The sequence below is a fragment of the Methylobacterium sp. UNC378MF genome, assembly GCF_900103195.1.
Lineage (GTDB): Bacteria > Pseudomonadota > Alphaproteobacteria > Rhizobiales > Beijerinckiaceae > Methylobacterium.
This window is the reverse complement of the sequence record NZ_FMWU01000015.1, coordinates 1-24,807: the sequence shown is the minus strand read 5'-3', so window position 1 is coordinate 24,807 and position 24,807 is coordinate 1. Positions and strand designations below refer to the sequence as shown.

Sequence of the window (24,807 nt, the reverse complement as noted above, 5' to 3'; positions counted from 1 at the left end):
GCGGCGTGACCACGCGAAGCATTCCGCGATGGTCCAATACTCGACACTCACATCTGACCGTCGGCGGCGGAAGAATTTCACAGTCGCCGTCCAAGTCTTGCCTGTGCAGCGGTTCCGGCCGTCGACAGGAATGGGTTCGAGAGGCGCGGTCGCGGACCGCGGCTGAGGCGTCGCGATCACGGTTGTGGATCGGATCGCCGCGGCCGGGAGCCCGCGGGGCGGGTGCGGCGTTGCCGGCTCACAAGGGATGGGTTCGGATCAGGCATGGCCAAGCGCAGGACGAAGGCGGGCGCCCAGCAGGGGCTGGAGGACGCGCCGCTGATGCCCACCGGCGCCCTGGCGGTGGCGCTCCTGGCCTTCGCCGAGGGGCCCGGGCCGGTGGTGCACGTCGCCCGGGACGCCCGCCGCCTCGAGGACCTCGCCGCGACCCTGCGGGCGTTGGACCCCGACGCGCAGGTCGCGGTCTATCCCGAATGGGACTGCCTGCCCTTCGACCACGCCTCGCCGTCGCGCGCGACGATGGGGGCCCGGGCCGCCGTGCTGCGCTGGCTGACCGACCGGGACGCCCTGCCGGATTTCGTGCTGACGACCGCCCCCGCCCTGGTCCAGCGGGTCCCGCCGCCGGAGACCTGGGCCACCGCCCGCGTGACCCTGCGGGTCGGCGACCCCCTCGACGTCGCCGCCGTGACCGCCGACCTCAAGCGCCTCGGCTACATCCTCGACGAGCGGGTCGACGAGCCCGGCGAGACCGCGGTCCGCGGGCGCACCGTGGAGGTGTTTCCCGCCGCCGCGTCGCGCCCCTGCCGGATCGAGCACGCGGAGGGCCGCGTCACCGCGATCCGCTCCTACGACCCGGTCTCGCAGCGCTCGGTGGCGGAGGCGGACGCGCTCGTCATCGACCCGGCCACCGAGATCATCCTGGAGCCCGGCTCCGGCCAGAGCTTCGAACCGTTCACCGGCCAGGAGCATCGGCTCGACCGCTACTACCCGCGCCTCGTCACCCTCCTCGACTACGTGCCCGAGGCTCGCCTCGCGGTTGAGGACGGCACACAGGCCCGGATCGACGCCTTCTTCGAGCAGATGGACGAGGCACGGGGCCGGCTGAAGGGCCGCGACGCCCAGGGACAGGCCGGCGCCGGCCTCTATCTGACGCCGGAGGCGTGGCGGGACATCGTTGCGGCGCACGGCCGGCTCAGCGCCACCGAGGCAGCCGGGGAACCCCGCGCCATGCCGACCTTCTCGGGGGAGCGCCGGCCGGGAACCGCCTTCGCCAAGGTCGTGCGCGAGCGGTTGAAGGCCGGGGACGTCGTCGTGCTGGCCGGCTCGGTCCGACCGCTCCGGCGCCTCGTGCGCCAGGCGGGCAAGATCGCCGAGCGCCCGATCCGTCTGATCGACGCCTGGACCGACGTGGCCGAAGCGGCACCCGGCGATGTCCTCGCCCTGGAGGCGCCGCTGGCGGCCGGCTTCCGGGTGCCGGAGCAGGGCGCGACCGTGATCGCCGCCGCCGATCTGTTCGGCCCGGAAGCCGCGGTCACGGGCGGCGTTCGCGCGATGCTGCCGATGGGGGAGGTCGACCTGCGCCCCGGCGATGTCGCCGTCGACCGCGATCATGGCCTGTGCGTGTTCGAGGGGCTGGAGCCGATGGCGACGCAGGGCGAGGCGCTCTCCGAAGGCCTGCGCCTGCGCTTTGCCGGCGACGCGATCCTGATGGTGCCGGTGACCCAAGCCGATCGGATCTGGCGCTACGGGTCGGAACCCGATGCCGTCACCCTCGACAAGCTGGACGGCGGCACCTGGCCCCGGCGCCGCCTGGAGGCCGAGGCCACCATGGCGCGGACCGCCCGCCTGATGCTGGCGGCCGCCCGCGCCCGGGGGGAGACCGAGGCGCCGGTTCTGGCACCGCCGGCGCGGGAGATGGAGCGCTTCGCCGCGGGCTTCGGCTTCGCGCCGACACCCGATCAGGCGGCGGCGGTCGACGCGCTGATGGCCGACCTCGCTTCCGGGCGGCCGATGGACCGGCTTGTCTGCGGCGATGTCGGCTTCGGCAAGACCGAGGTGGCCCTGCGGGCGCTGGCGGCCGCGATCTTCTCCGGCAGGCAGGCGGCGCTGATCGCCCCGACCACGGTGCTGGCGCGCCAGCATGCCGAGACCCTGCGGCGCCGCTTCGGCCGGTTCGGCGTCGAGGTCGCGCAGCTCTCGCGCCTCGTAGCGCCCGCAGAGGCCAGGCGCGTCAAGGCGGGGCTCGCCGACGGCTCGATCCGCCTCGTGGTCGGCACGCATGCGCTCGCCGGAAGCGGCGTGTCCTTCGCGGATCTCGGCCTGACGGTGATCGACGAGGAGCAGCGCTTCGGCGCGAAGATGAAGGCCGACCTGCGCCGCCTCGCGGAAGGCGGCCACGTCCTGACGCTCACCGCGACCCCGATCCCCCGTACCCTCCAGGCGGCGCTTGTCGGCCTCCAGAGCCTCAGCGTGCTCGCCACGCCGCCGGCTTTGCGCCAGCCGGTCCGCACGGTGGTTGCGCCCTTCGACGCCGAGGCGGTGCGCGAGGCACTGATCCGCGAGCATCGCCGGGGCGGCCAGAGCTTCGTGGTCTGCCCGCGGATCGAGGACATCGCCCCCATGGCCGAGCGCCTCCGCGCCCTCGTGCCGGGCCTCGATATCCTGGTGGCGCATGGGGATCTCAAGCCCTCCGCGATGGACGAGGTCATGGTCCGCTTCGCGGAGGGCGACGGCGACGTTCTCCTCGCCACCGCGATCGTGGAGAGCGGGCTCGACGTGCCCCGGGCCAACACCATGCTGGTCTGGGAGGCGGCCCGCTTCGGGCTGGCCCAGCTCCACCAGCTGCGCGGGCGTGTCGGCCGCGGCCAGCGGCGCGGCACCGTCCACCTGCTCAGCGACCCCGCCGCTCCCCCGCCGGCGGGGGCGCTCCAGCGCCTGCGCGCCCTGGAGGCCCTGGATCGCCTCGGCGCCGGCTTCGCGGTCAGCGCCCGGGACCTCGACCTGCGCGGCGCCGGCGACCTCGTGGGCGAGGATCAGGCGGGGCACGCCAAGCTCGTCGGGCTCGGCCTCTACCAGCACCTGCTGCAGCTGGCGCTCACTGCCGCCAAGGGCGAGCGCGCCGAGGATTGGAGCCCGGAGATCGAACTCGGCCTGCCGAGCCGGATTCCCGAGGATTACGTCCCCGAGCCCGAGATCCGCCTCAGCCTCTACACGCGCCTCCTGCGCCTGCAGGATTCGGAGGCAATCGAGGCGCTTGCCGGCGAGGTCGAGGACCGGTTCGGCGCTGCTCCCGCCCCGGTGCTCGCCCTGTTCGACCTCGCGCGATTGCGTGCGTCCTGCTGCGCGCTGGGTGTTGCCCGGCTTCGGGGCGGCCCGCAGGGCGTCGCGGCCGACCTGCGGCCGGACCGGCCGCTGCCCGCCATGGCCGCCGAGGCGGAAATCCTCCTGCGTGAGGGCCGGGTGGTGTGGAAGCGTTCCTGCCCGGATTCCGCCACCTGCGCAGCGCTGGCGGCCGATCTCTTGGAGCGCATCCGTGCCGCCCGGGAGCGCGCCGACTGACCTTGACGCCGGGCGCTTCAAACCGTCACAGGCTGTCTCGCAGACAACGCGAACGGGAGTGTCCCCATGCACGTAACGATCGAGCAGGCCGAGAAAGCAATCGCGGCTGCGCGCGCGAAGGCCGTGGAGCTCGGCACCCAGATGTGCATCGCGGTGGTCGATTCCGGCGGGAACCTCAAGGCGTTCCACCGCATGGACGATGCCTGGGTGGGCTCAATCGACATCGCCCAGAAGAAGGCCAAGACGTCGGTCTTCTTCGGCATGATGACCGGCCAGATCGGCCAGCTGTCCCAGCCGGGCGGTCCCCTCTACGGGATCGAGCACTCGAATGACGGGCTGATCACCTTCCCGGGTGGGATCCCGATCGTCGACGGCGACGGCGTGATGTCGGGTGCCATCGGGGTCAGCGGCTCGACGGTCGAGAACGATCACGCCGTCGCGGAAGCCGGCGCCAAGGCCATCGGCCAGACCGAGCTGCCGGCCCATCCCTGGCGGACCTGAGGCGGCGAGCCTGAGCCGCCGACCGGGTGTCTCAAGGATCGCGCCGCGCCAGCGCGCGGCCGATCCCGAGGAGCAGCATCCCCGAGACCGACCGCAGATAGGGGTCGCCGTGGCGCTCCAGCGCCGCATGGATCTGGAGGCCGTGGTCGGCCGCTTCATTCAGGTCCGTCCCGTGCGCCGCGCCGTTTCCCTCCGCGGCCTGCAGCGCGTCCCGGTGCAGATCCGTCACGTCGATATAGGCACCGCGCCCGCGCAAGGTGCCGTCCGCATCAGGCGTCAGGCTGCCGCGGTTGAGGATCCAGCGGGTCTCGCCCGTCCCGGTCACGATGCGGAATTCGAGCGAGACCGGGCCACCGGTCTGACGGACATGGCGGATCCGGCCGAACACCCAGTCCCGGTCCGCCGGATGGATCCGGCCGAGCGCGGCGTCCAGCGGCAGCGGAGTCCCGGCGAGCCCCGGATCGCCTGCCATCAGGGACGCCGCGCCCGCGTCCAGCACGGACCGGCCGGCCCGGACATCCGTATCCCAGGTTCCGACGAATCCGGCGGCCTGCAGGGCAGAGGCTGCCGTGGAAGCCAGCACCATGGAATCCCCTCCGACCTGGCTACAACCGATCAGTGTACGATGGCGGACAGATAAACCCCGAGCCCATGCAATCCGCAAGCCCGAAGTCCAGTATCGGCCACGCCAACGGCTTTTGGCATGAGGTCGTGGGCGCCGGCCATCGGGCTGCATTATTGCGGATGATCGAGACCCTGGCTCTGGGCAATCCGATCCCGGACAATCCACGACCGTCCCGTCACGGCACAAAGGTCGGGTTCACATCGCTCCGGCATGAACAGTTCGACCACGCATGATCGGTAGACGCCGCGATCCGACGGGGATCCGCGATCCGGCCCCTGTGCACTGGACGCCCGGCAGCCGGAATCGGCGCCGGCTCACCCTGGTGCGGGTTGCCGCTGCGCCGTAACCTCGACCCTCCGGTAGGCATTCGGCAGAGGCGCCATGGACCGCATCAACCTCCCGCTCTCGCAGGATCGGCTCTGGGACAGCCTGATGGACCTCGCCCGGATCGGTTCGCTGCCCAACGGCGGCAACGACCGGCAAGCCCTGACCGACCGCGACGCCGAGGGGCGCGCCCTGTTCCGGCGCTGGGGCGAGGCGGCGGGGCTGACGCTCACCGTGGACCGGGTCGGCAACATGATCTTCCATCGCCCCGGGCGCGATCCGGGCCGCAGGCCCGTGGCCGTCGGCAGCCATCTCGACACCCAGCCAACCGGCGGCAAGTTCGACGGCCCCCTCGGGGTCCTCGCCGGGCTGGAGATCATGCGCGCCCTGCACGAGGCCGGGATCGAGACCGAGGCGCCGCTCCTGCTGATCAACTGGTGCAACGAGGAGGGCGCGCGCTTCGCGCCGCCGATGAGCGGCAGCGGCGTCGCCATGGGCATCGTCCCGGAGGCCGACATCCTGGCGACCCGGGACCTTGCGGGCCACGCCTTCGGCGACGAATTGCGGCGCATCGGCTGGGCGGGGGCGGCGGATCCGGCCGGCCTGCGGGAGATCGGCGCCTATTTCGAGCTCCACATCGAGCAGGGCAAGCGCCTGGAGGATGCCGGCCTCACCATCGGGGTGGTCGACCGGGCGCTCGCCCAGATCTGGTACGAGATCACGGTGCTCGGCGAGGAGGCCCATGCCGGCAGCCCCATGGCCGGCCGGCGCGACGCGATGATGGCCGCGGCGGCGCTGATCGCGTCGCTGGAAGGCATCGCCGGGGCGGCCGTCGGCGCGGGCGGAGAGCGCGGCCGCGCCACCGTCGGCGTGCTGCAGGCGGAGCCGGCGAGCCGCAACATCACGCCCGGCCGGGTCTGGTTCAGCCTCGACACCCGCCACGGCGATACCGCGCAGCTGGAGGCGATGGGTGCGCAGATCCGCGCCCGGGCCGGCGTCCTGGCGGCGGAGCGCGGCGTCACGATCCAGGTCGCGGAGTTCTGGCGGGCGCCGCCGACCCCGTTCGATCCGGTTCTGGTGGATCGCGTCCAGGCGGCGGCCGAGGCGCGGGGCCATGCCTGGACGCGCATGCCGACCGCAATCTACCACGACGCCGTCTACTGCGCCCGCGCGGTGCCGGCCGCCCTGGTCTTCTGCCCCTGCCACGGCGGGATCAGCCACAACGAGGCCGAGAGCATCACGCCGGCCTGGGCCGGGGCCGGCCTGGAGGTGCTGGCCGACGCGGTGCTCGCGACGGCAGGCCTCTCGGGTCGCCGGCACAAGCAGGCCTGAGCACCGCCCGCGCCGGCATCCGCGTACGAACGGAGACTGGGTTCCGCATGTCCGACGACAACGTCATCCGCCCTGCCTTCGGCGTCCCCCGCAGCCCCGCGCCGGAACCGGAGCCCGATCTGGACCAGGCACCCCTGCGCGTTTTCGGCACGGGGGCCGGCCATCGGGTTGGCCTGATCCGGGACCCGTCGGCGGTCGAGGGCGACATCCTCCGGATCGTGGTCGGTCCGGAGGACGAGCGGGGGGTCGAGACCGTGGCGCTGCTCCCCGCCGACGCGGAGGCCGAGGCCGAGCGGATCGGCTTCGCCATCCTGCGGGCGCTGGAGGTGGTCGAGGGCGCGGTCTGAACCGAAGGGCGGGCGGCGCGCGTTTCCGGGAACAGGAAACGGCCGGCGCGAACGGGCGCCGGGCCACCGGGAGGGGATGCATGACGGGCGGCAGGGTCAGCAGCGCGGCGATCACGATCCCCGCGCGGGCCGGACTGGTCTGGTCCGTACTGACGGATCTGGATTCCTACGCGGCGTGGAACCCCTATATCCGCAAGGCGGAAGGCCGCCTGCGCGAGGGCGCGCGCTGGCGGCTGGAGCGAACCTTGAACGGCCGCGCCTATCGCGCGCGGCAGGTGACCGTGACCTGCTGGGAACCCGGCCGGCGGCTGACGTGGCGCGGCGGCGTCCCCGTGCCGCCCCTGCTCACCGGCGACCACGACGTCCGGATCACCGAGACCGCCGACGGGGTCCGCCTCGTGCAGTCCGAGACCGTCGCGGGCCTGCTCGCCCCCGGCCTGTTCCCCTGGCTGCGCCCGCGCCTGGAAGCCCGGTTCACCGCGATGAACGAGGCTCTGCGGGACGAGGTCGCACGCCGGATGGCCGAGAGCGTCTGACCCGGCCGGTCAGACGACCGGCTTCGGCTTGACGATGGGTGAGCGCGTCAGGCTCTCGATCGCGCGGCCCGGCCGGCCGGCCTTGCGGGCGATCTCCTCCTCCTGCTCGGCGATCAACTGCCGGGCCGGCTCGTCGCCGTCCAGACCGCCGAGGATCTCGGCCGGCACGCGCCGGTTCGAGGCCCGTGAGCCGTCCGTGAAGACGATATCGAACAGAACGGAGCCCCGCTCCTGCGGTCTCGACTTGATGCGCTTGGCCATAGGTGCTGATACGCCGCCGGAATCGGTCGCGGCAAGACGTGTCGCCGGGCGGGGGGTTGCGCGGCGCGCACTGCCGGGCTCGCGCGCCACCGCGCTCTTGCCACGATCTCTCCGCACGCCCGTCCGGGACGGGCGCCGGCAAACGAGGACGCGCGCGTGATACCCTGGGTTCATCTCGATACCGGCTCCGTGCCGGGCGGCGGCACCGACCTGCGGCTGATGCGGCGCGGCGACGAGTTCGCGATCCTGGCCGATACGATCGAGCTGATGAACAACCGGCGCAGCGGCTCGGAGGTCGCGCTCGCCGCGATGACCTGCGCGCGGCTCCAGGACCGGCCCCGGGCCCGGATCCTGATCGGCGGCCTCGGCATGGGCTTCACCCTGCGCGCGGCGCTCGAGGGCCTCGGGCCGGAGGCGCAGGTGGTGGTGGCCGAGCTGGTGCCCGCGGTGGTCGCCTGGGCCCGGGGGCCGCTGGCCCATGTCTTCGCCGGCTGCCTGGATGATCCGCGGGTCGACCTGCAGGAGGCGGATGTCAACCGCCTGATCCAGGCCGGTCCCGACCGGTACGACGCGATCCTGCTCGACGTCGACAACGGCCCGGAGGGGCTGATGCGCAAGTCGAACGACCGGCTCTACGACAATTGGGGCCTGAAGCGCGCCCGGTGGGCCCTGCGGCCGGGCGGCATCCTGGGTGTCTGGTCGGGCGCGCCGGATCGGAAGTTCAAGAGCCGCCTCCAACGCTCCGGCTTCGCGGTCGACGAGATGCGAGTCCATGCGAGCGGCCGCGGCAGCGGTCCGAAGCACGTGGTCTGGCTCGGGACCCGGACCGAGGGGCAGGTCGAGGCTCGGGCCGAGGGCCGCGCCGGGAGCCCGATCCAGGGCGGGCGCGTCGACCGGGACGCCGGTGGCTCCGGACCGCGCGGATCGGCCTCGGGCCGCAAGCGGCCGGCGCGCTAGGGCCGTTGCCGATCGTGCTGCGACGGTCTGGAAGGCAGGCGTCTCTGGTCGAGACAGCCGCGACATGCCCGCTCTCCCGTGTGGGAGAGGGGATCCGTGCCTCGTTCGGCACGGGCTCGGCTATCGCCCCCGTCTCGACCCAATCGGGAACGGATCCAGCGATCACGGCTGCCGCCCACGGTCGCACCCCCTGTCCCGATGTGGATGGCTTCCGCACATTCTGCGCATGGGTGCGACGGACGGGCATCTCTACACGGTCGAGGTCAGGCCGAGCCGGCATGATCCCGGCCGCTTCACCTGGGCGATCCGCGACCGTGGCAAGCTGGTCCGGGGGTCGTACCGCCCGTATACTTCCGAACACGCGGCGCGCGCCGTCGCGGAGGCGGAGATCGAGCGGCTGATCGGCCCGGATGGCCGGCCCGGCGGGGCTTGAACACCACGCCGCTCGCGCCTCGGTTTTCAGCTCCGGCTGCAACCCGTTGCGTTGCGGGCCGTCATTCCACCGAGAGTGCGTCCTTTGCGGCATGCTGAGCGCGCATGGCTTTGCCGCTGCACCAGGGCACATATGCATGCCTTTGGCGGCCTCGATCCATTGCATGCCGCAATGCGGTATCCTATCTCTGCACTGCGGGATGGCGATGGCGTCGCGATCCCGCTGCCCTTCTTGGGCGTTTCCTCCCTAGACTTCGGGCCGCTCCTTCGGGAGTGGCCTTTTTTCTTTGGGCCGGTCATCCCGATGCGGGCAGACGTTCCGGCCCTGCGGAACCGGGAGCTTGGCGGTACGTTTTTCCGCCATGGAACACTATCGCTCCACCCTTGGGACGACTGCCGTTGCCGTATTCGGGCTGGTGGCGGCTGCGCATATTCTGCATCCGGGCAACTATGAAGTGCAGACGCGCCCCGCACGTCCGGTCGTGACTGCCGGGGCACCGATCGCCCCAACGGCCTGGGTCAATCCGCCGGCCCGAATGACCGCACCGGAAACCACAGGGGCGCTGGCAGCTGTTCCGGTGCCGCGGATCGCCGCCGCGGTCCCCTCCACCGCGATGCCGGCCGCGCCGCTTCCTGCCGAGATGGCGAGCCTGGCCGAAGCGCCGAGGAAGGCTGTGGCGGCGCGCCGGCCGAAGGGTGCGGAGCGCGGCCCGCACCGGGCTGCCCGGCTCCGTCATGCCGCAATCGTGCGCACCGCCCAGTCTGATCGGGCGGCCGCTACCGCGGTCGCGCCTCAGCCCGCACCAGTCGCCGCGGACCCTTCCGCGAGGATCGATCCGATCGGCGACATCATCCGCGGTCTCGGACTCGGACGCGACGGCTGACCCGGGATTCCGCGCCCTATTCGACGTGGAGCGTGAGCTTCATCTTCGGGTGAATGCCGCACTGCATGATGAAATCGCCCGGGGTAGCCAAGATCAGGCGCGTCTCGGCGCCGGGTGACTGATCGCCGGCATCGAACGAGAACCGATCCGCCTCGATGAAGGCATGATGGATCAGGCGTGCGTCGCCGTTTCGCAGCGTGATGGTGTCGCCGCGGCGCAGATACAGGTCGGTCGGCCAGTACCGGCTGCCCTTCTGCAGGACGATCCGGGTCGCGGCCGGCAACGAGGCCCAGGCTGCCTCCAGGGCGATGCCCGTTCCGATCAAGGCCAGCGTCCCGAAGAATAGAAGGGGGCGCAGGCACCTCCTGCGAAGGGCCATGAGCGGAATCCGGACGTGAAACGAGAGGGGCCAGACCGTGCGGAATGATGGCCGGGCGGTCCGGGCCTCCGCTGCATGCGCGAAACCCCTTAAGCGGTCGCGCCAGCAATCGGTCAAATTGGACCGATCTCGACCTTTGCAGGCTCGGCGTCCTGAACCCGGGAGGGGCGGCCCTATCGCTGTCCGCCGTCACCGTCCACGACATCGCGGGGGCATTCGCGCGAGGCCAGGACGGCGCGGACATGCTCGCGGAAGACCTGGACGCGGGCCGGCAACTCGCGCCCGGCCAGGGTGACGGCGCGCAGGCGGCTGCTGCGGGTCGCCCAGGGGCTGAGCACGCGCACGATCTCCCCAGCCTCCACCGCCCGGGCGGCCACGAGGCTCGGGAGATGGCCGATCCCGGCGCCCGCGAGGGTGAGCCGGTGTGCGGTCGCGAAGTCGCTGACCCGGATCGCCGGGCTCAGGGAGAGCGGCTCCGTGCGGCCGTGCCCGTCGGAGAGGGTCAGCCCCGCCGAGCCGATCCGCTCCCGGGCGAGGATCAGGTCGTGGTCGCGCAGTCCCGCGAGGTCGGTCGGGGCCGGGCGGCGCTTCAGGTAGGCGGGGGCGGCGTAAAGGGCGAGGGCCAGGGTGGCGAGAACCATGGCGCGGTAGCCGGTCTCCTCCGCGCCGCCGAGCCGCAGGGCGAGGTCGATCCGGTTGGCCGCGAGGTCGAGGCGCGCGTCGGTATTGAGCATCTCCACGGTGATCTGCGGGTAGGCGTCCCGGAAGCTCGCGACGATCTCGGGCATCACCTCGATCCCGAAATCGATCGAGGTCGTGATCCGCAGGTGCCCGGCCGGCACCGTGCGGGCGTCGCGGGCGGTCTCGGCCGCCTCGTCGAGGAGCGTCAGGCTCTCCTGGGCCTTGGCGTAGAAGGCGAGCCCCTCGGCGGTCGGTGAGACCGCCCGGGAGGTCCGGGCCATCAGCCGGGCGCCCAGTGCCCGCTCCAGGCGGGAGATCCGCCGGCTGACGCTGCCCTTGGTCTCCTGCAGGCTCGCGGCCGCGGCCGTCACCGTGCCGAGATCGACCACGGCGCAGAAGGCCCGCACATCCTCGAGCCCGCCCCGGAAGGTTTCCGTTCTCGCAACCATGGGGTTCCGGATAGCAGGCTCAACCGGTGGCGTGAACGGGTCTACAGGGCTGCTGCGGCGCAGCGAATCGCGGCGCGACCGTCTGCTCTGCAGGAGACACAATTGAAGTCGATTCTCGCCTCCGGCCTTCTGGCCCTGCTGGTCACCACCCCGGTGCTGGCCCAGACGCCGCCGACCCGCGACCCCGCCCAGATCCAGGCCGGCACCTACGCGGTCGACCCCGGCCACACCCAGGTCGGCTGGCGCGTCTCCCATATGGGCTTCTCGAACTATGCGGGCGGCTTCTCGGACGTGTCCGGCACGCTGGAGCTGCAGCCGAAGAACCCGTCCACCGCCAAGCTCTCGGTCAAGATCCCGGTCGCCTCGGTGACGACCACCAGCGCCAAGCTCACCGACGAGCTCAAGGGCGACCAGTGGCTCGACGCCGCCAAGTTCCCCGACATGACCTTCGTGTCCACCAAGGTCGTGCCCGCCGGCAAGGACCACGCGAAGGTGACGGGCGACCTGACGCTCCACGGCGTGACCAAGCCGGTGACGCTCGACGTCACGCTGGTCGGCGCCGGCGTGAACCCGCTGAGCAAGAAATACACGGTCGGCTTCGAGGCCACCGGCACGCTCAAGCGCTCCGAGTTCGGGGTGAAGACCTACGTGCCGCTGATCGGCGACGAGCTGCACCTCACGATCGCGGGCGCCTTCGAGAAGCAGGACTGACCTGAGGGGATCCGCCATGGCGAACGGGGTTCCCGCGCGGCGGTACTCCGCCGTGGCGATCCTGCTGCACTGGGCGAGCGCGCTGGGCGTGCTCGTCCTGATCGGCCTCGGCCTGATCATGACCCATGCGGGGTTGGCGCCGCTGCGCCAGTTCCAGCTCTACCAGTGGCACAAATCCGTCGGCGTCACCGTGCTGGCGCTGACGGCCCTGCGCGTCCTGTGGCGCCTGACCCACCGGCCGCCGCCGCACCCGGCCGGGATGCCGGCGCGGGAGCGGAGGGCGGCCGCGGCGGCGCACGCCCTGCTGTACCTGCTCCTCGTCGGGCTGCCCCTGACCGGCTGGGCCGTGGTGTCGCTGTCGCCGTTCAACATCCCGACGGTGCTGTACGGGCTCGTGCCCTGGCCGCACCTGCCGCTGGCGGACCTCGTCCCCGACCCGGACGCCGCCGAGGGGCTCCTCGAGCGGGTCCACGCCCTGGGGGCGTGGTTCCTGGCGGCTTTGCTCGCCGTCCACATGGCGGCGGCCCTGCGCCACCACCTCCTCCTGCGCGACGACGTGCTGCGCCGCATGCTGCCGGGGCACCGGCCGCCGGTCGCCCCGACCGCCGCCCCCACCGTGGAGTCGACCCGATGAACCCGCGTCACCTCTGCCTGCTCGCGGCGCTGCTGGCTGCGCTCCCGGGTGCGGCCCTGCCGGCGGCCGCCGCCGAATGGGCGGTCGATCCGGCCAGGAGCGCCATCCGGTTCTCCGGCGTGCAGGTCGGCGTGCCCTTCACCGGACGGTTCGAGCGGTTCAAGGCCGCGGTCGATTTCGACCCCACCAAGCCCGAAGCGGGACACGCGCTCGTGTTGGTCGACCTCGCCAGCGCGCGGACCGGGGACGTCCAGCGCGACGAGGCCCTGCCGCAGAAGGATTGGTTCGACGTCAAGGCGGCGAGCGAGGCGCGCTTCGAGGCGACCCGCTTCGTTGACAAGGGGCAGGGCGACTACGCGGCGATCGGGACGCTGACGATCCGCGGCACGAGCCGGCCGGTGACGCTGCCGTTCCACCTGACCCTCGACGGCGGGGCAGCGCACGCCGTGGGGCGCGTCGGTCTCGTCCGCACAGAGTTCGGCGTCGGGCAGGGGGCCTGGGCCTCGGGCCAGTGGGTGGCGCTCGACGTCGGGGTCGACATCGACATCGTGGCGACGGCGCGGCCGGCGACCGGCCACTGATCCCGGCCCCGGTCGAATCCTTCGGCGTGTGTCACGCGCTCCGTCTTCGCGAGCGCAGCGAAGCGACCCAGGGCAACGCGACCTCGGAGAACCCGGCGCTGCTGGATCGCTTCGCTCCGCTCGCGAAGACGGCGGCCCGGTCCCGGCCCGCTACCCCGGCCGGTCCTCCGACCCGGTGCCCAGCGCCCGCTGGACCATGACGCTGTCCGACCAGTGGCCGTACTTGAAGCCCACCGCTCGCAGGTAGCCGACCCGCTCGAACCCGCAGGCTTCGTGGAGCCGCAGGGAGGCCGCGTTCTCGGCGTCGATGTAGCCGATCATCTGGCGGTAGCCGCCCGCCGCGCAGGCCTCGATCAGGGCCGGCAGCAGCCGCCGGCCGATCCCGGCATGGAGGTGGTCGGGATGCACGTAGATCGAGTGCTTGAGCGTGTAGCGGTAGGCCGGCCGCTTCCGGAACGGCACCGCGTAGGCGTAGCCCGCCACCGCGCCGTCCCGCTCGGCCACGAGGTGCGGCAGGCGCTTCTTGCGCATGGTCTTGCGCCGCCGCTTCAGGTCGTCGGGGAGCAGCCGGTCCTCCTCGGCGACGCCGACGTCGCTGACGCCCCGGCTGATGTGGTGCTCGTAGATCGCCACCATCGCCTCGACATCGGCGTCCGAGGAGGCGCGGATGACGATGTCGGGGCAGGCGCGGGCCGGGCCGGGCGTCTCGACCTCGATCTCCATCAGGCGCCCTCCCGCGCCACGTAGGTGTGAAAGCGGATCCGCCCGTCCGGGTCGACCTCGCGGTAGACGCCCTGGATCTCGGCCTCGAAGCCCGGGAACAGGTTGGCGGAGGCCTCGAACATCTTGAAATAGTCGAGCATGGGCTTGGCCCGCTCGTCCAGGCGCTCGCCCGGCAGCACCGTGCCGATGCCCGGGGGGTAGACCAGCATCAGCGTGGTGGCGATCCGCCCCTCGGCCTCGGCGATCGGCACGTAGTCGACCTTGTTGCGCGTCAGCAGCTGGGCGGCGCGCTTCGGCGGCATCACCATCTCGGGCAGGTGCTCGGGGGCGAATTGCCGCCGCTGCAGTGCCGAGGTGCCGGCCTCCCGGTGGAAGGCGTGGAGCTCGTTGCAGAGGTCGCGCAGGCGCACGCCCCGGTAGCGGTTCGGCCGGCGGTTGACGAATTCCGGCATGGCCTCCTCCAGCGCGACGTTGTCGTCGTGGAGCCGCTTGAAGGCGACGAGGCCCGAGATCAGCGTGCCGGCCTTCGAGGATTCGACCCCCGGGGTCAGCAGGAAGAGCAGCGAGTTCAGGTCGTTCTTCTCGGCGACGATCCGGTTCTCACGCAGGTATTGCGCCACGACCGGCGCCGGCACGCCGTGCTGGGCGTAGGCGCCGGTCTGCCGGTCGAATCCGGGGGTCAGCACGGTGAGCTTGTTCGGGTCGGTGATCGCGTAGCCCGGCGCCACGTGGGTGAAGCCGTGCCAGCGCGCGCCGGGCTTCAGCTCCCAGTGGCGCGGCGTGGCGGCGAGCTCGTCGGTCGGCACGCTCTCCCACGGCACCTCGGCGCCGTCGGCGTTCACCGTCACGTCCGGCACGAAGGGGTCGAAGAACCAGCGCCGCGCCGGGTCGCGCTCGTTCTCCTCGAACTCGCGCCGGATCGCCCGGACCTTCTTGCGCCACTCGATCCCGAGCCGGATCGTGTCGTCCCACAGGATCATGCCGGAGCGCCCCTTCATCATCTGGGCGCCGACGTCGAGGGAGGCGAAGAGCGGGTAGAAGGGCGAGGTCGAGGCGTGGACGAGGAAGCTCTCGTTGAGCCGCTTGTGCTCGACCCGGCGGGTCTGGCCGCGGATATGCCCGTCCCGGGTGTGGATCTGCGAGGCCTGGGAGAAGCTCGCGAGCTGCTTGTGGGTCGACTGCGTGGCGACGATGCCGGGCGAGGTCTCGTCGAGCCCGGTCAGCCCCATGGCGAACCGGCGGGCGTAGAGCGGGTGGAACTTCATGAAGCCCGCCCAGGCCTCGTCGAACAGGATGTAGTCGCAGAGGTGGCCGATCTTCTCCAGGATCTCCTGCGCGTCGTAGATCGTGCCGTCGTAGGTGCACTGCTCGATCACCGCGACGCGGAACGGCCGCTCCCGGCGCCACGCCTCCGGATCGGTCACCAGCGGGTTGCGGCGGATCTTCTCCCGGATCCGGGTCTCGTCGAGGGCCTCGTGGAAGATCGGCCCGATCAGGCCGTACGCATTCCGGTCCGTTTCCAGAAAAATCGGGATGCCGCCGCCCAGGAACAGTGCGCCGTGGTGGGCCGCCTTGTGGTTGTTGCGGTCGAACAGGACGAGGTCGTCCTCCGCCACCAGGGAGGACAGGACGATCTTGTTGGAGGCCGAGGTGCCGTTGAGGACGAAGTAGGTCTTCTCCGCCCCGAAGATCTTGGCGGCCTCCTTCTGGGCCTTTAGCGCCGGGCCCTCGTGGGTCAGCAGGTCGCCGAGATCGAGGACCGAGTTGTCGAGATCGTCGCGGAAGATCGCCTCGCCCAGATGCTCCACGAAGATCCGGCCGATGGGGGACCGGTTATAGAAGATGCCGCCGTTGTGGCCTGGGCAGGTCCAGAGCTGGTTGCCCTTCTCGGCGTAGTCGACGAGCGCGCCGAAGAACGGCGTCTTGAGGGTCTCGGCGTATTGCGTAACCCGGCTGACGAGGCCGCGGGCGATGAATTCCGGCGTCTCCTCGGCGAGGAAGATGTAGCCGTCGATGAAGTCGAGGAGCTCGACCGGGATGTCCTCCAGCCGCTTGCGGCGGACCATGATGACGATCGGCATCTCCAGGCCGCGCCGGCGCATCATGTCGATGAGGGCGGCGGCCTTGCCGTCGAGGCCGCGCTTGCCCCAGTCGACCACGAGGCAGCCGACCGCCGCGTCGGTCTGGACGGCGATGGCCGCGTCCTCCACCCGCCGGGCGCGCACCACCTCGAAGCCGCGGCTCTCCACGGCCGCCACGATCTGATTGAGGCGCGCGCCCTCGAGATCGTCCGGATCGAAGGCCGGGGCGCACATCAGGACCGTGAAGCGGCGGTGGAAGTCCATGGAGCCCTCTCTGGCCTCGGATGCAGCGGGTGGCTTTCCGGCCCGTCTGCGACGATTGCATGACAGAGCGCGCGGCGGGCGGTCGCGGTGCGGACGAAACACCGTGATCCGGGCCGGCCAGTTGCGCCGCGCCGTCAGGATCGGCCGCGCGTCCCCTCTCCCGTGCGGGAGAGGGACAGCGTGAGGGATGCGTGCTCTCCGGACGAGTCGCGCGGGTGGGCGAGCGGCGACGGCGCGCGATCCCGAAGCGACGGGTCTCTCACCCCAACCCTCTCCCGCACGGGAGAGGGGGACCATCACGGCGCGCGGCGCCGCTCCCAGACGGCCGGGTTGACCAGCCCGCCGGGCCGCCGGCCGGCGAGGACGTCGACCACGCGGGTCGCGGCGGTCTCGGCGGTGCGGATCAGGGCAGCCCCGGTGGAGCCGCCGACATGGGGCGTCAGGATCGCCCGCTCCTGGCGGGCGAGGGGGTGGTCGACCGGCAAGGGCTCCTGGGCGAAGACGTCGAGCCCGGCGCCCGCGATCGTGCCGGCCTCCAGCGCGTCCACCAGGGCCGCCTCGTCGATCAGGCCGCCGCGGCTGGTGTTGATCAGGAAGGCTCCCCGCTTCATCCGGGCGAGCTGGTCCCGGCCGATCACGCCGCGGGTGCCCGGGGTGAGCGGCACGTGCAGGGAGACGATGTCGGCCTCGGCCAAGAGCGCATCGACCGAGGCGGCCCGCAGGGCGCCGGCATTGGCGAAGTCGGCGTCCGGGCGGCTCGGGCCGTAGGCCAGCACCCGCAGGCCCAGGGCGGCGCCGAGCCGGGCAGTCGCCTGCCCGATGGCCCCGAAGCCGACGAGGCCCAGCGTCAGGCCGGCGAGCTCGACCAGGCGGGCGGTGAACTTGAAGCTGTCGTCGCCGCGCCGGACCGAGCGGTCGGCCTCCGGCAGGGCCTTGGCCAGGGCGAAGATCAGCGCCAGCGTCTGCTCGGCCACCGAGACCGCGTTGGCGCCGGGCGTGTTGACCACCACGATCCCGGCCCCGGTCGCCTCGGCGGTGGCGACGTGGTCGGTGCCGGTGCCGTGCACGCCGATCACCCGCAGGACCGGCGCCGCCGCGATGGCGCGGGCCGGGAAGCCGGTGTTGCGGGTGATGACGGCGACGCAGTCGCCGACCTCGCGGGCCAGCGTCTCGGGGTCGGTCCCACTCGCCGGGCGCGGCTCAAGCCCGGCCGCGCGCAACCGGTCGAGGCCCGCCGCGTGGATCGGCTGGACGATGAGGCACGGACCGGTGATCACGGAACAGATCGCCTCTGCGAAGTAGGATGGGTGACGGGCAGACCTTGCGCCGGCTCGTCTAGGCGGGGTGTGCAGCCCTGGCAACGGGGCGCCCCGATTTCTGTCGCGTCTATCGCGGCATCAACCGCGTACCCAATTGCCGTCGACGACGGTGGGCCTTTGAGCCTGGCCGGGCTAGAGGGCAGCGGCGTGCCGGAGCCGCCGGATCGGCCGATGTTTCACGGGAAACATTCTCTTAACCCTTGCGCGGGCGCCGAACTCGTCGGAGGCGGGCGCGGCACAATAGGCGGTATCGCGCCGGCAAACCGGGAGGGGCCCGCTGTTGCAGCGGCGCCGTCGCGGCGCGGCGCCCGGCAGGTTACCACCGGTCCGGCATGACGACGACATCGAGCTGGCGCACCCTCCGCAACGTGCAGGCCCGGGCGCGACTGGAGAAGGCCCTCCCGGCCATCTTCCCGGCGCCGGTCTTGCAGCACGCCCTCGCGCGCCCCCTGATCCCGCCGACGCCGCGGCTCGCCGTCGAGAGCTACTGGCGCAACCACATCCTCAGGGCCGACCGGCTCGCCCGGGCGCTCGCGGCTCGCTCCGGGACGCCGGAGGGCTGGATCTGGCAGCTCGGTGGCGCGGGCCAGGCCAGGAGCTTCCGCCTGCCACCGGCCCCCTTCCGCGATCCGGCCTTCGCCCGCGGGCGGGGCGCCTGCTGCATCTGCGGCCAGCCGGTCTACCGGTTCGGCTGGCACCGGGATCTCTGGGCGGGCGGCGCGCCCAACACCAAGGCCGGCTGGCACGCGGCCTGTGTCGCGGCGTGGAAGTTCTGGATCGCGCCCCACGCCCAGGTCCGGGCGCTGAAGCTCCGCCAGCGTCACCGCTGCACCACCACCGGCAAGCGCCTGCTGAAAACGGCCGAGGTCGACCACACGCTGCCGCTCTACCGGGTCTGGCGGGAGCACCGGGACGCGCCCTGGCCGGAGCTCCTCGGCTATTGGGGCGCGCCGAACCTGCAGGTGGTCAACCGCGCCGCCCATGTCGACAAGTGCCGCGACGAGGCGGCCGAGCGCTCCCGGACCGTGCAGCTCTCCCGTTTCCGGGTGGTCGAGGACGAATCCGGGTTCAGCGTGGTCGAGGAGGAGTGACCGGCCGGCTCAGCCGTCCAGGGCCTGGAAGGCCCGCGACAGGTCGGCCAGCAGGTCGGCTTCCGCCTCCAGGCCGACCGAGAGACGCAGCAGCCCGTCGGTGATGCCCGCGATGGCGCGCGCCTCCGGGTCCATCGCCGCGTGCGTCATGGTCGGCGGATGGGCGATCAGGCTCTCGACGCCGCCGAGCGACTCGGCCAGCGTGAACACCCGCAGGGCCTCCACGAAGGTCTTCACCGCCGCGCGGCCGCCGGCCAGCTCGAAGCTCAGCATCGCCCCGAAGCCTGCCTGCTGCGCCTTGGCCAGGGCGTGCCCCGGATGCGTGGGCAGGCCGGGATAATGCACCCGGGCCACCGCCGGATGGGCATCCAGAAAAGCCGCCAGGGCGGCGGCGTTGCGCTGCTGCTGCTCCACCCGCACGAACAGGGTGCGCAGGCCCCGGAGCGTCAGGTAGGCGTCGAGGGGCGAGCCGGTGACGCCGATCGTGTTCGCCCAGGCGGCGAGGTCCTCGCCCACCGCCTTATCGGCGGCGATCACCGCCCCGCCGATCACGTCGGAATGGCCGTTCAGGAACTTGGTGGTGGAATGGACGACCAGATCCGCCCCGAGGGCGATCGGCTGCTGCAGGGCGGGCGACAGGAAGGTGTTGTCCACCACAGCCAGCGCGCCGGCCGCCTTCGCGTCCGCGGTGATGCGCCGGACATCGACCACGCGCATCAGCGGGTTGCTGGGCGTCTCGATCAGCACGACCTTCGGCCCCTGGGCCAGGGCCGCCGCCAGCGCGTCCGGGTCGGTCTGGTCGACGAAGACGACGCGGTAATGGCCCCGGTCCGCGCGGAAGCTGAGCAGGCGGTGCGTCCCGCCGTAGCAATCGTGCGGCGCGACCAGGAGATCGCCCGGCCGCAGGCTCGACAGGGCGAGGTCGAGGGCCGCCATGCCGCTCGCCACCAGGACGGCGCGGGCGCCGCCCTCGAGCTTGGCGATCGTGTCGGCGAGGGCATCCCGCGTCGGGTTGCCCAGGCGCGAGTAATCATAGGGGCCGGCCTGCTCGAAGGCCGGGAACTTGAAGGTCGTCGACAGGTGGATCGGTGCGATCACCGCGCCGAAGGCCGCGTCCTGGGCCACGCCGTTGGCTGCCGCAACGGTCCGGGCCGCTAATCCCTCCGACATCGTCTCGTCCTCCACCCAGACTGCGCCCGCACCGTCCAATCCGATCGGGCGTGCGTTCTTTATGGAGAACGGATCAGACTTTCAAGAGAACGGTTGAGCCGTCATCCTCCGCCGGTCGGCTCTCTGCGGCGCGACCGCCGGGGTGCCATGCTGGCGACGACCTCATCCCGGCGGATCAGCGCGTGCAGCAGCGCGGCCCCGAGGTGCGCAAGGACCACGCCGAACAACCCGTAGGCCAGCACGGTGTGGAGTCGGCGCAGGACCGCGTAAAGCATCGTATCCTGCGGCAGGATCGGCGGCAGGACCACCGGACCGGCGAGGATAACGGGATAGCGCGCCGCCGACAGTATCGCCCAGCCGACGAGCGGCAGGGCCAGCATGAGGCCGTAGAGCAGGATGTGCGAGCCGTGGGCGGCGCGCCTCTGCCAGCCCGGAAGCTCCGCCGGCAGGGGCGGCGGCGCATGGCGCCAGTGATTTGCCGGCCGGCAGCACCAGCGGATCGAAATTGATGTCGCGGCAAGTGGAGGCGGCCTCCGGCATCGCCGCCGTGAGGGTCAGGGTGCCGACTTCCACGGGAGAGCCAGCCGCCGGCATACGCGAAGGTACCGGCGGTCCCGGCCAGCACCGCGCCGATGGCGGACAGGCGCAGGAGCAGGGCGCCCCCGGTCATGCCGGGGGGCCCGTCAGGTCGTGCAGCCGCGTCATCGGGTCCCTCGGGACTGGCCACGATGACGCCTATTCGCCCGCCCGCCGCGGCGGTTTCAGGCGGCGCGGGTCTCGCGCGTCGCCGCCGGAGGCGTCTGGCCGGCCTCGGCCGGTGCGGCGCCCCGCGCACCTTCGGCCTCCTGCGCCATGGCGCGGGCGAGCAGGCCGGCCCGTCCGGCCCACAGGTCCCTCTCGTCGCGCATCGCCTCGAGCCGGTCCGCGGAAGCGGCCAGCGCGATGCGCAGGGCGTCGATCTCCGCCCGCAGGTCGGTCGTGCGCTGCCGCTCACTCGCCAGGGCCGCCTTGAGCACGCTGAGCGCGGCTTCGGTCGCGCCGCGCGTTCCGGCAGGCCGGGTCAGGATCGGGCCGACCGGTGGCGTCCGGTCCGATCCGCCGGAAGCCGGCGGGGCGACCTGCGCTGCGGGCTCCGGGCGCAGCTGCGCGATCTCGGCCCGCACCTGCGCGACGTCGAGTCCGGAAGCCGCGCGCGGCTCGGGCGCGCTCTCAGCGCCGGTGGTCTCCGCGCCGTTGATCTCTGCGGGGGCGGCCACGACGGCCGGGAATCCCTCTTCCTCCAGAACGAGCCCGTGCAGCATGGCGAAAACCCGGTCACCGTCGAGGCGCGCGAAGTCGAAGCCGCTCTCGGCCGAGAGGCTGCTGAAGCGGGCCTGCCCGCTGGTCGACCGGCCCACGAACGCCATCGACCAGTTGCCGAAGGCGCGGCTCTCCGCCGGGCCGCATTGCAGGACCGTGACGTCGTCGTGCCGCAGGTCGCGCTGGATGCGCTCGAAGGTCGCCTCCACGCCCCGCCGCGGGCCTTCGAGCACCTGCGCGAAGGCGCCCGCGTTGAACATCAGGGCGCCGGTGACCCCGGCCGCCGCATTGTTCCGCTGGGATGCGTCGAGGATCTGCCGGACTGCAGCCATCACCTCCGGCTCCGGGCCCTGGAGCAGGTTCTTGCTGGCATAGACCAGACGGTAGAGGTCGCTCATGGCAATGCGTCCGGAAGGGGAGGGGGGTCAGGCCTGCGGGAAGCCGGCGAAGACCTGGCGCAGGTCCTCGGCCGGAACGGGCTTGCTGATGAGGTAGCCCTGCACGTCGGTGCAGCCCTCCAGGCGGATGCGCTGCATCTGTTCCGCCGTCTCGACGCCCTCGGCGACCGTTGTCATGCCCAGGCTCTTCCCCAGGCCGGCGATGGCCCGGATGATCGCTTCGCCGTCGGGCTTGCTGGTCAGATCCTTCACGAAGGAGCGGTCGATCTTGATCTTGTCGAACGGGAACGAGCGCAGGTAGCTCAGCGACGAGTAGCCGGTGCCGAAATCGTCCATGGAGACGCGCACGCCGAGTTCCCGCAGCCGGTGCAGGGTCTGGAGCGTCTTCTCGTTCTCCTGCAGCAGCACGCCCTCGGTGATCTCCACTTCCAGCCGCCGGGCGGGCAGCCCTGAGCCTGCCAGGGCCGAGATGATCGTCTCCACGAGCCGGTCGCTCTTGAACTGCGCCGGCGAGACGTTGACGGCCACCGACATGTGGTCCGGCCAGGTCATGGCGTCGCGGCAGGCCTGGCGGAGGACCCATTCGCCGATGGGGACGATCAGCCCGATCTCCTCGGCCAGCGGAATGAAGTCGAGGGGCGAGACCAGCCCGCGTTCAGGGTGGCGCCATCGGATCAGGGCTTCGCAGCCGATCAGCGTGCCGCTCGCAAGCTGCAATTGCGGCTGGAAATGCAGCTGGAATTCCCGCCGGGCGAGGGCCTGGCGCATGTCGAGTTCGAGCTTCCGGCGGGTCTGCATGCGCGCATCCATCTCCGGCTCGAAGAACCGGTAGGTGCTGCGGCCGTCGAGCTTGGCGCGGTACAGGGCGAGGTCGGCATTCTTCAGGAGCTTGTCGGCATCCGTCCCGTCCTCGGGGGCCAGCGCCACGCCGACGCTGGCGCCGATCGTCAGGAGATGCCCCTCCACCATGTAGGTCCGGCCGATCAGGTCCACGACCCGGCGGGCGAGCGCCTGCGTGCCCGACGCGTCGCGGATCCCGGCCTGCAGGATGACGAACTCGTCGCCGCCGATCCGCGCCACCGTGTCGGTGGGCCGGACCGTCGAGCGCAGGCGGTCGGCGACCGTCTCCAGCAGCGCATCCCCGACCGGATGGCCGAGCGTGTCGTTGACCGGCTTGAACCGGTCGAGGTCGATCAGCAGCAGGGCGCAGCACTCGCCGGTCCGCGCGAGGCGCGCGAGGGCCTCGGCGAGACGCTCGCGCAGGAGCAGGCGGTTCGGCAGACCGGTGAGCGGATCGCGCCGCGCCATCGCGTCGGCGCGGGCCTCGGTGGCCTTGCGGGTGCTGACGTCCTCGAGTGTGACGACCCAGCCGTCCTCCGCGCGGGGACGGACCTCCACCTGGACCGTATGGTCCCGGCGCCGCACTTCGAACATGGCCGGCTGCCGCCGGGCCAGTGCATGGCGGAGATTGCGCAGGACGGCGCGCCGCGACGGGGCGGTCCCGTCCCGCAGGGCCCGCAGCAGCGGGATCGCGGCGGCCTGCACCCGCAGCGTGACCGTCAGGCCGGCCAGGAGCTGCCGCGCCGGAGCGTTCGCCATGACGACCAGCCCGGTGCGGTCGATCATCAGCAGGCCCTGCCGAACCGCGTCGAGATAGGGGAGCAGGGGATCGCGCGCCGCGTCCCGGCGCGGCAGGATGGCAGGCTGGGGATGCGGGCGCATGCCAGGTGGCCTCGAGTGAGCCGCCGGGCGGCGCACGGCAGGAAAACCGGAATCCGATAGTCCGGAAGATACTAATTCCGTGTTTAAGGAGACGATAAATACGGTATTGACCTAGGTTAAGGCCTTCGGCGAGCTGTCTTGGCGGCCGGCCTCCGGGCCCGGGCAGGCCCGCGCCGGGGGCGCTCAGGACGGGGTCGGAGCGCTCTTCGGGCGCATCATGTGGACGCCCTCGTTGCCGTCGCCCTAACACCCCGTGCCCGACGCCCCCGTAGGCGAGCCGGAACCTCAGGTCGAGGATGTCGACCTGACCCATGTCGCCGGGCTCGGCCCCTCCGCGTGGACCGGCCCGGCACAAAATGGGGCTCCAGGCCGCGCGGCAGGGTGTCGAAGGCGTGCAGCAAGGTCTGCCGGGATTCCGGCCAGGGCGGGATGGGGCGTAGCCTGGCCGCCGGCCCGATACGCCTGCAGGGTGACGATGTCGCCGGAGGTTGCGGCACGCATACCCGGCCAGGACCATCTCAGGACAGGATGGACTCGCGCCCGGATGATCCGCGTCGGCGCCCCGCGACGGAAGGCCAAAGGCGATGCGGCCGCGGCCCGCCTTGCGCAGATTGGGGCCGGCCGCGTCGTCTCTGCGCGGGCGGCAACCGCCATCCGGGAGGTGTGCGTCCCGGGCTTGGCCGTCCTGCGTGGGACCCCTTGCGTATCGCCGCCCCCACCACTAAATCCGCCTCACCGGACACGACGGCACGCCGTCGGCCGGAACTTCCATCAGCATCACCGGCCAGCATCGACCCTTCGGGGTCGGGACGCTGTCGGGCGCGGGCGCAGGCTCGACCCGAACCCGGCGGCTGAGGGAGCGTCCATCGTCCAGCGCCGCACCGAAGGGCCTCCGGGCCGTTCCACGCTGCGCTTCGTCGACGGAGGCGCCGAGATCCGGCCCGGCCGGTTCGGTTCTTTCGCCGGGAAAATGGGCGGTTGACACGGAAGTCTGGGGCGGCTTATACGGCGCCTCCCGACGCGGTCCGGAAGAAAAACGGAGCGGGTCGGACGGACTTCCCGGGGTTTAGAAAAGTAGATCTGGCGAAAGCCGAGGTACTTGACTTCTCCTCAGCCGGTAATTACGAGAGTGATTACTGATCTTTGACAAGTTGGAATGAGGAAGGGAGACGCGGGCGGCGTTTGTCCTTGCGGCTGGGTCTTAGGACCTGGCGTGAGAGACTTGTGCTGATCTGTTGTTCTTCTTTCTGAGCTCACCGACGGGTGTTTTGGCGCTGTGAAGCGTCTGGCACTTGGTCGATGTGAGGCTCCGTCTGAGAATAATGTGATCGGCCAGATCAATCTCTTCAACGTGAGAGTTTGATCCTGGCTCAGAGCGAACGCTGGCGGCAGGCTTAACACATGCAAGTCGAGCGGGCCCTTCGGGGTCAGCGGCGGACGGGTGAGTAACGCGTGGGAACGTGCCTTCTGGTCTGGAATAACCCTGGGAAACTAGGGCTAATACCGGATACGCCCTTTTGGGGAAAGGTTTACTGCCGGAAGATCGGC

The 24,807-nt window shown here is 71.7% G+C and carries 22 protein-coding genes, 1 rRNA gene and 1 pseudogene; 13 read left to right on the top strand and 11 right to left on the bottom strand.

Annotated elements, in window-relative coordinates; all coding sequences use genetic code 11:
• Positions 1 to 264: 264 nt before the first annotated feature.
• Positions 265 to 3,558, top strand: coding sequence for a DEAD/DEAH box helicase (locus BLT59_RS16600; protein ID WP_175544038.1), 3,294 nt, complete (start codon positions 265 to 267; stop codon positions 3,556 to 3,558).
• A gap of 66 nt (positions 3,559 to 3,624) precedes the next feature.
• A complete protein-coding gene (locus BLT59_RS16595; RefSeq protein ID WP_091782400.1) occupies positions 3,625 to 4,059 on the top strand; it encodes a GlcG/HbpS family heme-binding protein in 435 nt (144 codons plus the stop codon).
• 31 nt (positions 4,060 to 4,090) lie between these two features.
• Here the strand turns inward: BLT59_RS16595 and BLT59_RS16590 are convergent, their stop codons facing one another.
• A complete protein-coding gene (locus BLT59_RS16590; protein ID WP_091782397.1) occupies positions 4,091 to 4,645 on the bottom strand; it encodes a PAS domain-containing protein in 555 nt (184 codons plus the stop codon).
• Between the two features lie 420 nt (positions 4,646 to 5,065).
• Between BLT59_RS16590 and BLT59_RS16585 the strand changes: the two genes are divergently transcribed.
• The 3 genes from BLT59_RS16585 (at position 5,066) to BLT59_RS16575 (ending at position 7,223) form a co-directional block, all read left to right on the top strand.
• Entirely contained in the window at positions 5,066 to 6,340 is a 1,275-nt protein-coding gene (locus BLT59_RS16585) for a Zn-dependent hydrolase (protein ID WP_091782394.1), read from the top strand.
• Between the two features lie 47 nt (positions 6,341 to 6,387).
• A complete protein-coding gene (locus BLT59_RS16580; protein ID WP_091782392.1) occupies positions 6,388 to 6,687 on the top strand; it encodes a hypothetical protein in 300 nt (99 codons plus the stop codon).
• Between the two features lie 80 nt (positions 6,688 to 6,767).
• Complete coding sequence (locus BLT59_RS16575) at positions 6,768 to 7,223, top strand: SRPBCC domain-containing protein (RefSeq protein WP_091782389.1); 456 nt, start codon at positions 6,768 to 6,770, stop codon at positions 7,221 to 7,223.
• A gap of 9 nt (positions 7,224 to 7,232) precedes the next feature.
• Here the strand turns inward: BLT59_RS16575 and BLT59_RS16570 are convergent, their stop codons facing one another.
• On the bottom strand, positions 7,233 to 7,484 hold the full coding sequence (locus BLT59_RS16570) for a hypothetical protein (RefSeq protein ID WP_091782386.1): 252 nt from the start codon (positions 7,482 to 7,484) through the stop codon (positions 7,233 to 7,235).
• Positions 7,485 to 7,640: 156 nt separating this feature from the next.
• On the opposite strand from BLT59_RS16570, the gene BLT59_RS16565 reads away from it, so the two are divergent.
• From BLT59_RS16565 to BLT59_RS16555, 3 genes are all read left to right on the top strand, one after another.
• Positions 7,641 to 8,441 carry a spermidine synthase gene (locus BLT59_RS16565; RefSeq protein WP_091782383.1) on the top strand — a complete coding sequence of 267 codons (801 nt, stop codon included), beginning with the start codon at positions 7,641 to 7,643 and terminating at the stop codon, positions 8,439 to 8,441.
• Positions 8,442 to 8,667: 226 nt separating this feature from the next.
• Positions 8,668 to 8,874, top strand: coding sequence for a hypothetical protein (locus BLT59_RS16560; RefSeq protein ID WP_091782380.1), 207 nt, complete (start codon positions 8,668 to 8,670; stop codon positions 8,872 to 8,874).
• Positions 8,875 to 9,214: 340 nt separating this feature from the next.
• Complete coding sequence (locus BLT59_RS16555) at positions 9,215 to 9,757, top strand: hypothetical protein (protein WP_244514025.1); 543 nt, start codon at positions 9,215 to 9,217, stop codon at positions 9,755 to 9,757.
• Positions 9,758 to 9,773: 16 nt separating this feature from the next.
• Here BLT59_RS16555 and BLT59_RS16550 read toward each other — a convergent pair whose 3' ends face one another.
• Both BLT59_RS16550 and BLT59_RS16545 read right to left on the bottom strand, forming a co-directional pair.
• Positions 9,774 to 10,136, bottom strand: a complete 363-nt coding sequence (locus BLT59_RS16550) for a cupredoxin domain-containing protein (RefSeq protein ID WP_091782375.1) — start codon at positions 10,134 to 10,136, stop codon at positions 9,774 to 9,776.
• A gap of 173 nt (positions 10,137 to 10,309) precedes the next feature.
• Positions 10,310 to 11,266 carry a LysR family transcriptional regulator gene (locus BLT59_RS16545; RefSeq protein ID WP_091782372.1) on the bottom strand — a complete coding sequence of 319 codons (957 nt, stop codon included), beginning with the start codon at positions 11,264 to 11,266 and terminating at the stop codon, positions 10,310 to 10,312.
• A gap of 102 nt (positions 11,267 to 11,368) precedes the next feature.
• Here BLT59_RS16545 and BLT59_RS16540 point away from each other — a divergent pair, with 102 nt between their 5' ends.
• Genes BLT59_RS16540 through BLT59_RS16530 form a run of 3 tightly spaced genes read left to right on the top strand, consistent with a single transcriptional unit; the run spans position 11,369 to position 13,192 of the window.
• Complete coding sequence (locus BLT59_RS16540) at positions 11,369 to 11,977, top strand: YceI family protein (protein WP_091782369.1); 609 nt, start codon at positions 11,369 to 11,371, stop codon at positions 11,975 to 11,977.
• A gap of 16 nt (positions 11,978 to 11,993) precedes the next feature.
• On the top strand, positions 11,994 to 12,611 hold the full coding sequence (locus BLT59_RS16535) for a cytochrome b (RefSeq protein ID WP_091782366.1): 618 nt from the start codon (positions 11,994 to 11,996) through the stop codon (positions 12,609 to 12,611).
• A complete protein-coding gene (locus BLT59_RS16530) occupies positions 12,608 to 13,192 on the top strand; it encodes a YceI family protein (RefSeq protein WP_091782363.1) in 585 nt (194 codons plus the stop codon). The genes BLT59_RS16535 and BLT59_RS16530 overlap by 4 nt, the downstream gene beginning before the upstream one ends.
• 150 nt (positions 13,193 to 13,342) lie before the next feature.
• Here the strand turns inward: BLT59_RS16530 and BLT59_RS16525 are convergent, their stop codons facing one another.
• From BLT59_RS16525 to BLT59_RS16515, 3 genes are all read right to left on the bottom strand, one after another.
• Positions 13,343 to 13,915 (bottom strand): GNAT family N-acetyltransferase, encoded by a 573-nt coding sequence (locus BLT59_RS16525; protein ID WP_091782361.1) that lies wholly within the window; start codon positions 13,913 to 13,915, stop codon positions 13,343 to 13,345.
• Entirely contained in the window at positions 13,915 to 16,260 is a 2,346-nt protein-coding gene (locus tag BLT59_RS16520; RefSeq protein ID WP_091782358.1) for an Orn/Lys/Arg family decarboxylase, read from the bottom strand. The genes BLT59_RS16525 and BLT59_RS16520 overlap by 1 nt, the downstream gene beginning before the upstream one ends.
• 296 nt (positions 16,261 to 16,556) lie before the next feature.
• A complete protein-coding gene (locus BLT59_RS16515; protein WP_091782356.1) occupies positions 16,557 to 17,537 on the bottom strand; it encodes a hydroxyacid dehydrogenase in 981 nt (326 codons plus the stop codon).
• Between the two features lie 374 nt (positions 17,538 to 17,911).
• Between BLT59_RS16515 and BLT59_RS16510 the strand changes: the two genes are divergently transcribed.
• On the top strand, positions 17,912 to 18,670 hold the full coding sequence (locus tag BLT59_RS16510) for a hypothetical protein (protein ID WP_091782354.1): 759 nt from the start codon (positions 17,912 to 17,914) through the stop codon (positions 18,668 to 18,670).
• A gap of 9 nt (positions 18,671 to 18,679) precedes the next feature.
• On the opposite strand, the gene metB is transcribed toward BLT59_RS16510, so the two are convergent.
• The 4 genes and pseudogenes from metB to BLT59_RS16490 form a co-directional block, all read right to left on the bottom strand.
• The gene (metB, locus tag BLT59_RS16505) at positions 18,680 to 19,840 is read right to left on the bottom strand and encodes a cystathionine gamma-synthase (protein WP_091782778.1); all 1,161 of its coding nucleotides are present in this window, start codon (positions 19,838 to 19,840) and stop codon (positions 18,680 to 18,682) included.
• 101 nt (positions 19,841 to 19,941) lie between these two features.
• A pseudogene (locus BLT59_RS16500) lies at positions 19,942 to 20,325 on the bottom strand (cytochrome b/b6 domain-containing protein); the annotation flags it as partial.
• Positions 20,326 to 20,601: 276 nt separating this feature from the next.
• On the bottom strand, positions 20,602 to 21,537 hold the full coding sequence (locus tag BLT59_RS16495) for a BLUF domain-containing protein (RefSeq protein WP_091782348.1): 936 nt from the start codon (positions 21,535 to 21,537) through the stop codon (positions 20,602 to 20,604).
• Between the two features lie 27 nt (positions 21,538 to 21,564).
• The gene (locus BLT59_RS16490) at positions 21,565 to 23,259 is read right to left on the bottom strand and encodes a putative bifunctional diguanylate cyclase/phosphodiesterase (protein WP_091782345.1); all 1,695 of its coding nucleotides are present in this window, start codon (positions 23,257 to 23,259) and stop codon (positions 21,565 to 21,567) included.
• A 1,347-nt stretch (positions 23,260 to 24,606) separates the two neighbouring features.
• On the opposite strand from BLT59_RS16490, the gene BLT59_RS16485 reads away from it, so the two are divergent.
• Positions 24,607 to 24,807: ribosomal RNA gene (locus BLT59_RS16485) — 16S ribosomal RNA — on the top strand; the annotation flags it as partial.

Excerpts from the sequence above, each read along its gene's own strand:
- BLT59_RS16600 (WP_175544038.1), top strand. The coding sequence starts at position 265 with ATGGCCAAGCGCAGGACGAAGGCGGGCGCCCAGCAGGGGCTGGAGGAC.
- BLT59_RS16595 (WP_091782400.1), top strand. The coding sequence starts at position 3,625 with ATGCACGTAACGATCGAGCAGGCCGAGAAAGCAATCGCGGCTGCGCGC.
- BLT59_RS16590 (WP_091782397.1), bottom strand. The coding sequence starts at position 4,645 with ATGGTGCTGGCTTCCACGGCAGCCTCTGCCCTGCAGGCCGCCGGATTC.
- BLT59_RS16585 (WP_091782394.1), top strand. The coding sequence starts at position 5,066 with ATGGACCGCATCAACCTCCCGCTCTCGCAGGATCGGCTCTGGGACAGC.
- BLT59_RS16580 (WP_091782392.1), top strand. The coding sequence starts at position 6,388 with ATGTCCGACGACAACGTCATCCGCCCTGCCTTCGGCGTCCCCCGCAGC.
- BLT59_RS16575 (WP_091782389.1), top strand. The coding sequence starts at position 6,768 with ATGACGGGCGGCAGGGTCAGCAGCGCGGCGATCACGATCCCCGCGCGG.
- BLT59_RS16570 (WP_091782386.1), bottom strand. The coding sequence starts at position 7,484 with ATGGCCAAGCGCATCAAGTCGAGACCGCAGGAGCGGGGCTCCGTTCTG.
- BLT59_RS16560 (WP_091782380.1), top strand. The coding sequence starts at position 8,668 with ATGGGTGCGACGGACGGGCATCTCTACACGGTCGAGGTCAGGCCGAGC.
- BLT59_RS16550 (WP_091782375.1), bottom strand. The coding sequence starts at position 10,136 with ATGGCCCTTCGCAGGAGGTGCCTGCGCCCCCTTCTATTCTTCGGGACG.
- BLT59_RS16545 (WP_091782372.1), bottom strand. The coding sequence starts at position 11,266 with ATGGTTGCGAGAACGGAAACCTTCCGGGGCGGGCTCGAGGATGTGCGG.
- BLT59_RS16535 (WP_091782366.1), top strand. The coding sequence starts at position 11,994 with ATGGCGAACGGGGTTCCCGCGCGGCGGTACTCCGCCGTGGCGATCCTG.
- BLT59_RS16530 (WP_091782363.1), top strand. The coding sequence starts at position 12,608 with ATGAACCCGCGTCACCTCTGCCTGCTCGCGGCGCTGCTGGCTGCGCTC.
- BLT59_RS16525 (WP_091782361.1), bottom strand. The coding sequence starts at position 13,915 with ATGGAGATCGAGGTCGAGACGCCCGGCCCGGCCCGCGCCTGCCCCGAC.
- BLT59_RS16520 (WP_091782358.1), bottom strand. The coding sequence starts at position 16,260 with ATGGACTTCCACCGCCGCTTCACGGTCCTGATGTGCGCCCCGGCCTTC.
- BLT59_RS16510 (WP_091782354.1), top strand. The coding sequence starts at position 17,912 with ATGACGACGACATCGAGCTGGCGCACCCTCCGCAACGTGCAGGCCCGG.
- metB (WP_091782778.1), bottom strand. The coding sequence starts at position 19,840 with ATGTCGGAGGGATTAGCGGCCCGGACCGTTGCGGCAGCCAACGGCGTG.
- BLT59_RS16495 (WP_091782348.1), bottom strand. The coding sequence starts at position 21,537 with ATGAGCGACCTCTACCGTCTGGTCTATGCCAGCAAGAACCTGCTCCAG.
- BLT59_RS16490 (WP_091782345.1), bottom strand. The coding sequence starts at position 23,259 with ATGCGCCCGCATCCCCAGCCTGCCATCCTGCCGCGCCGGGACGCGGCG.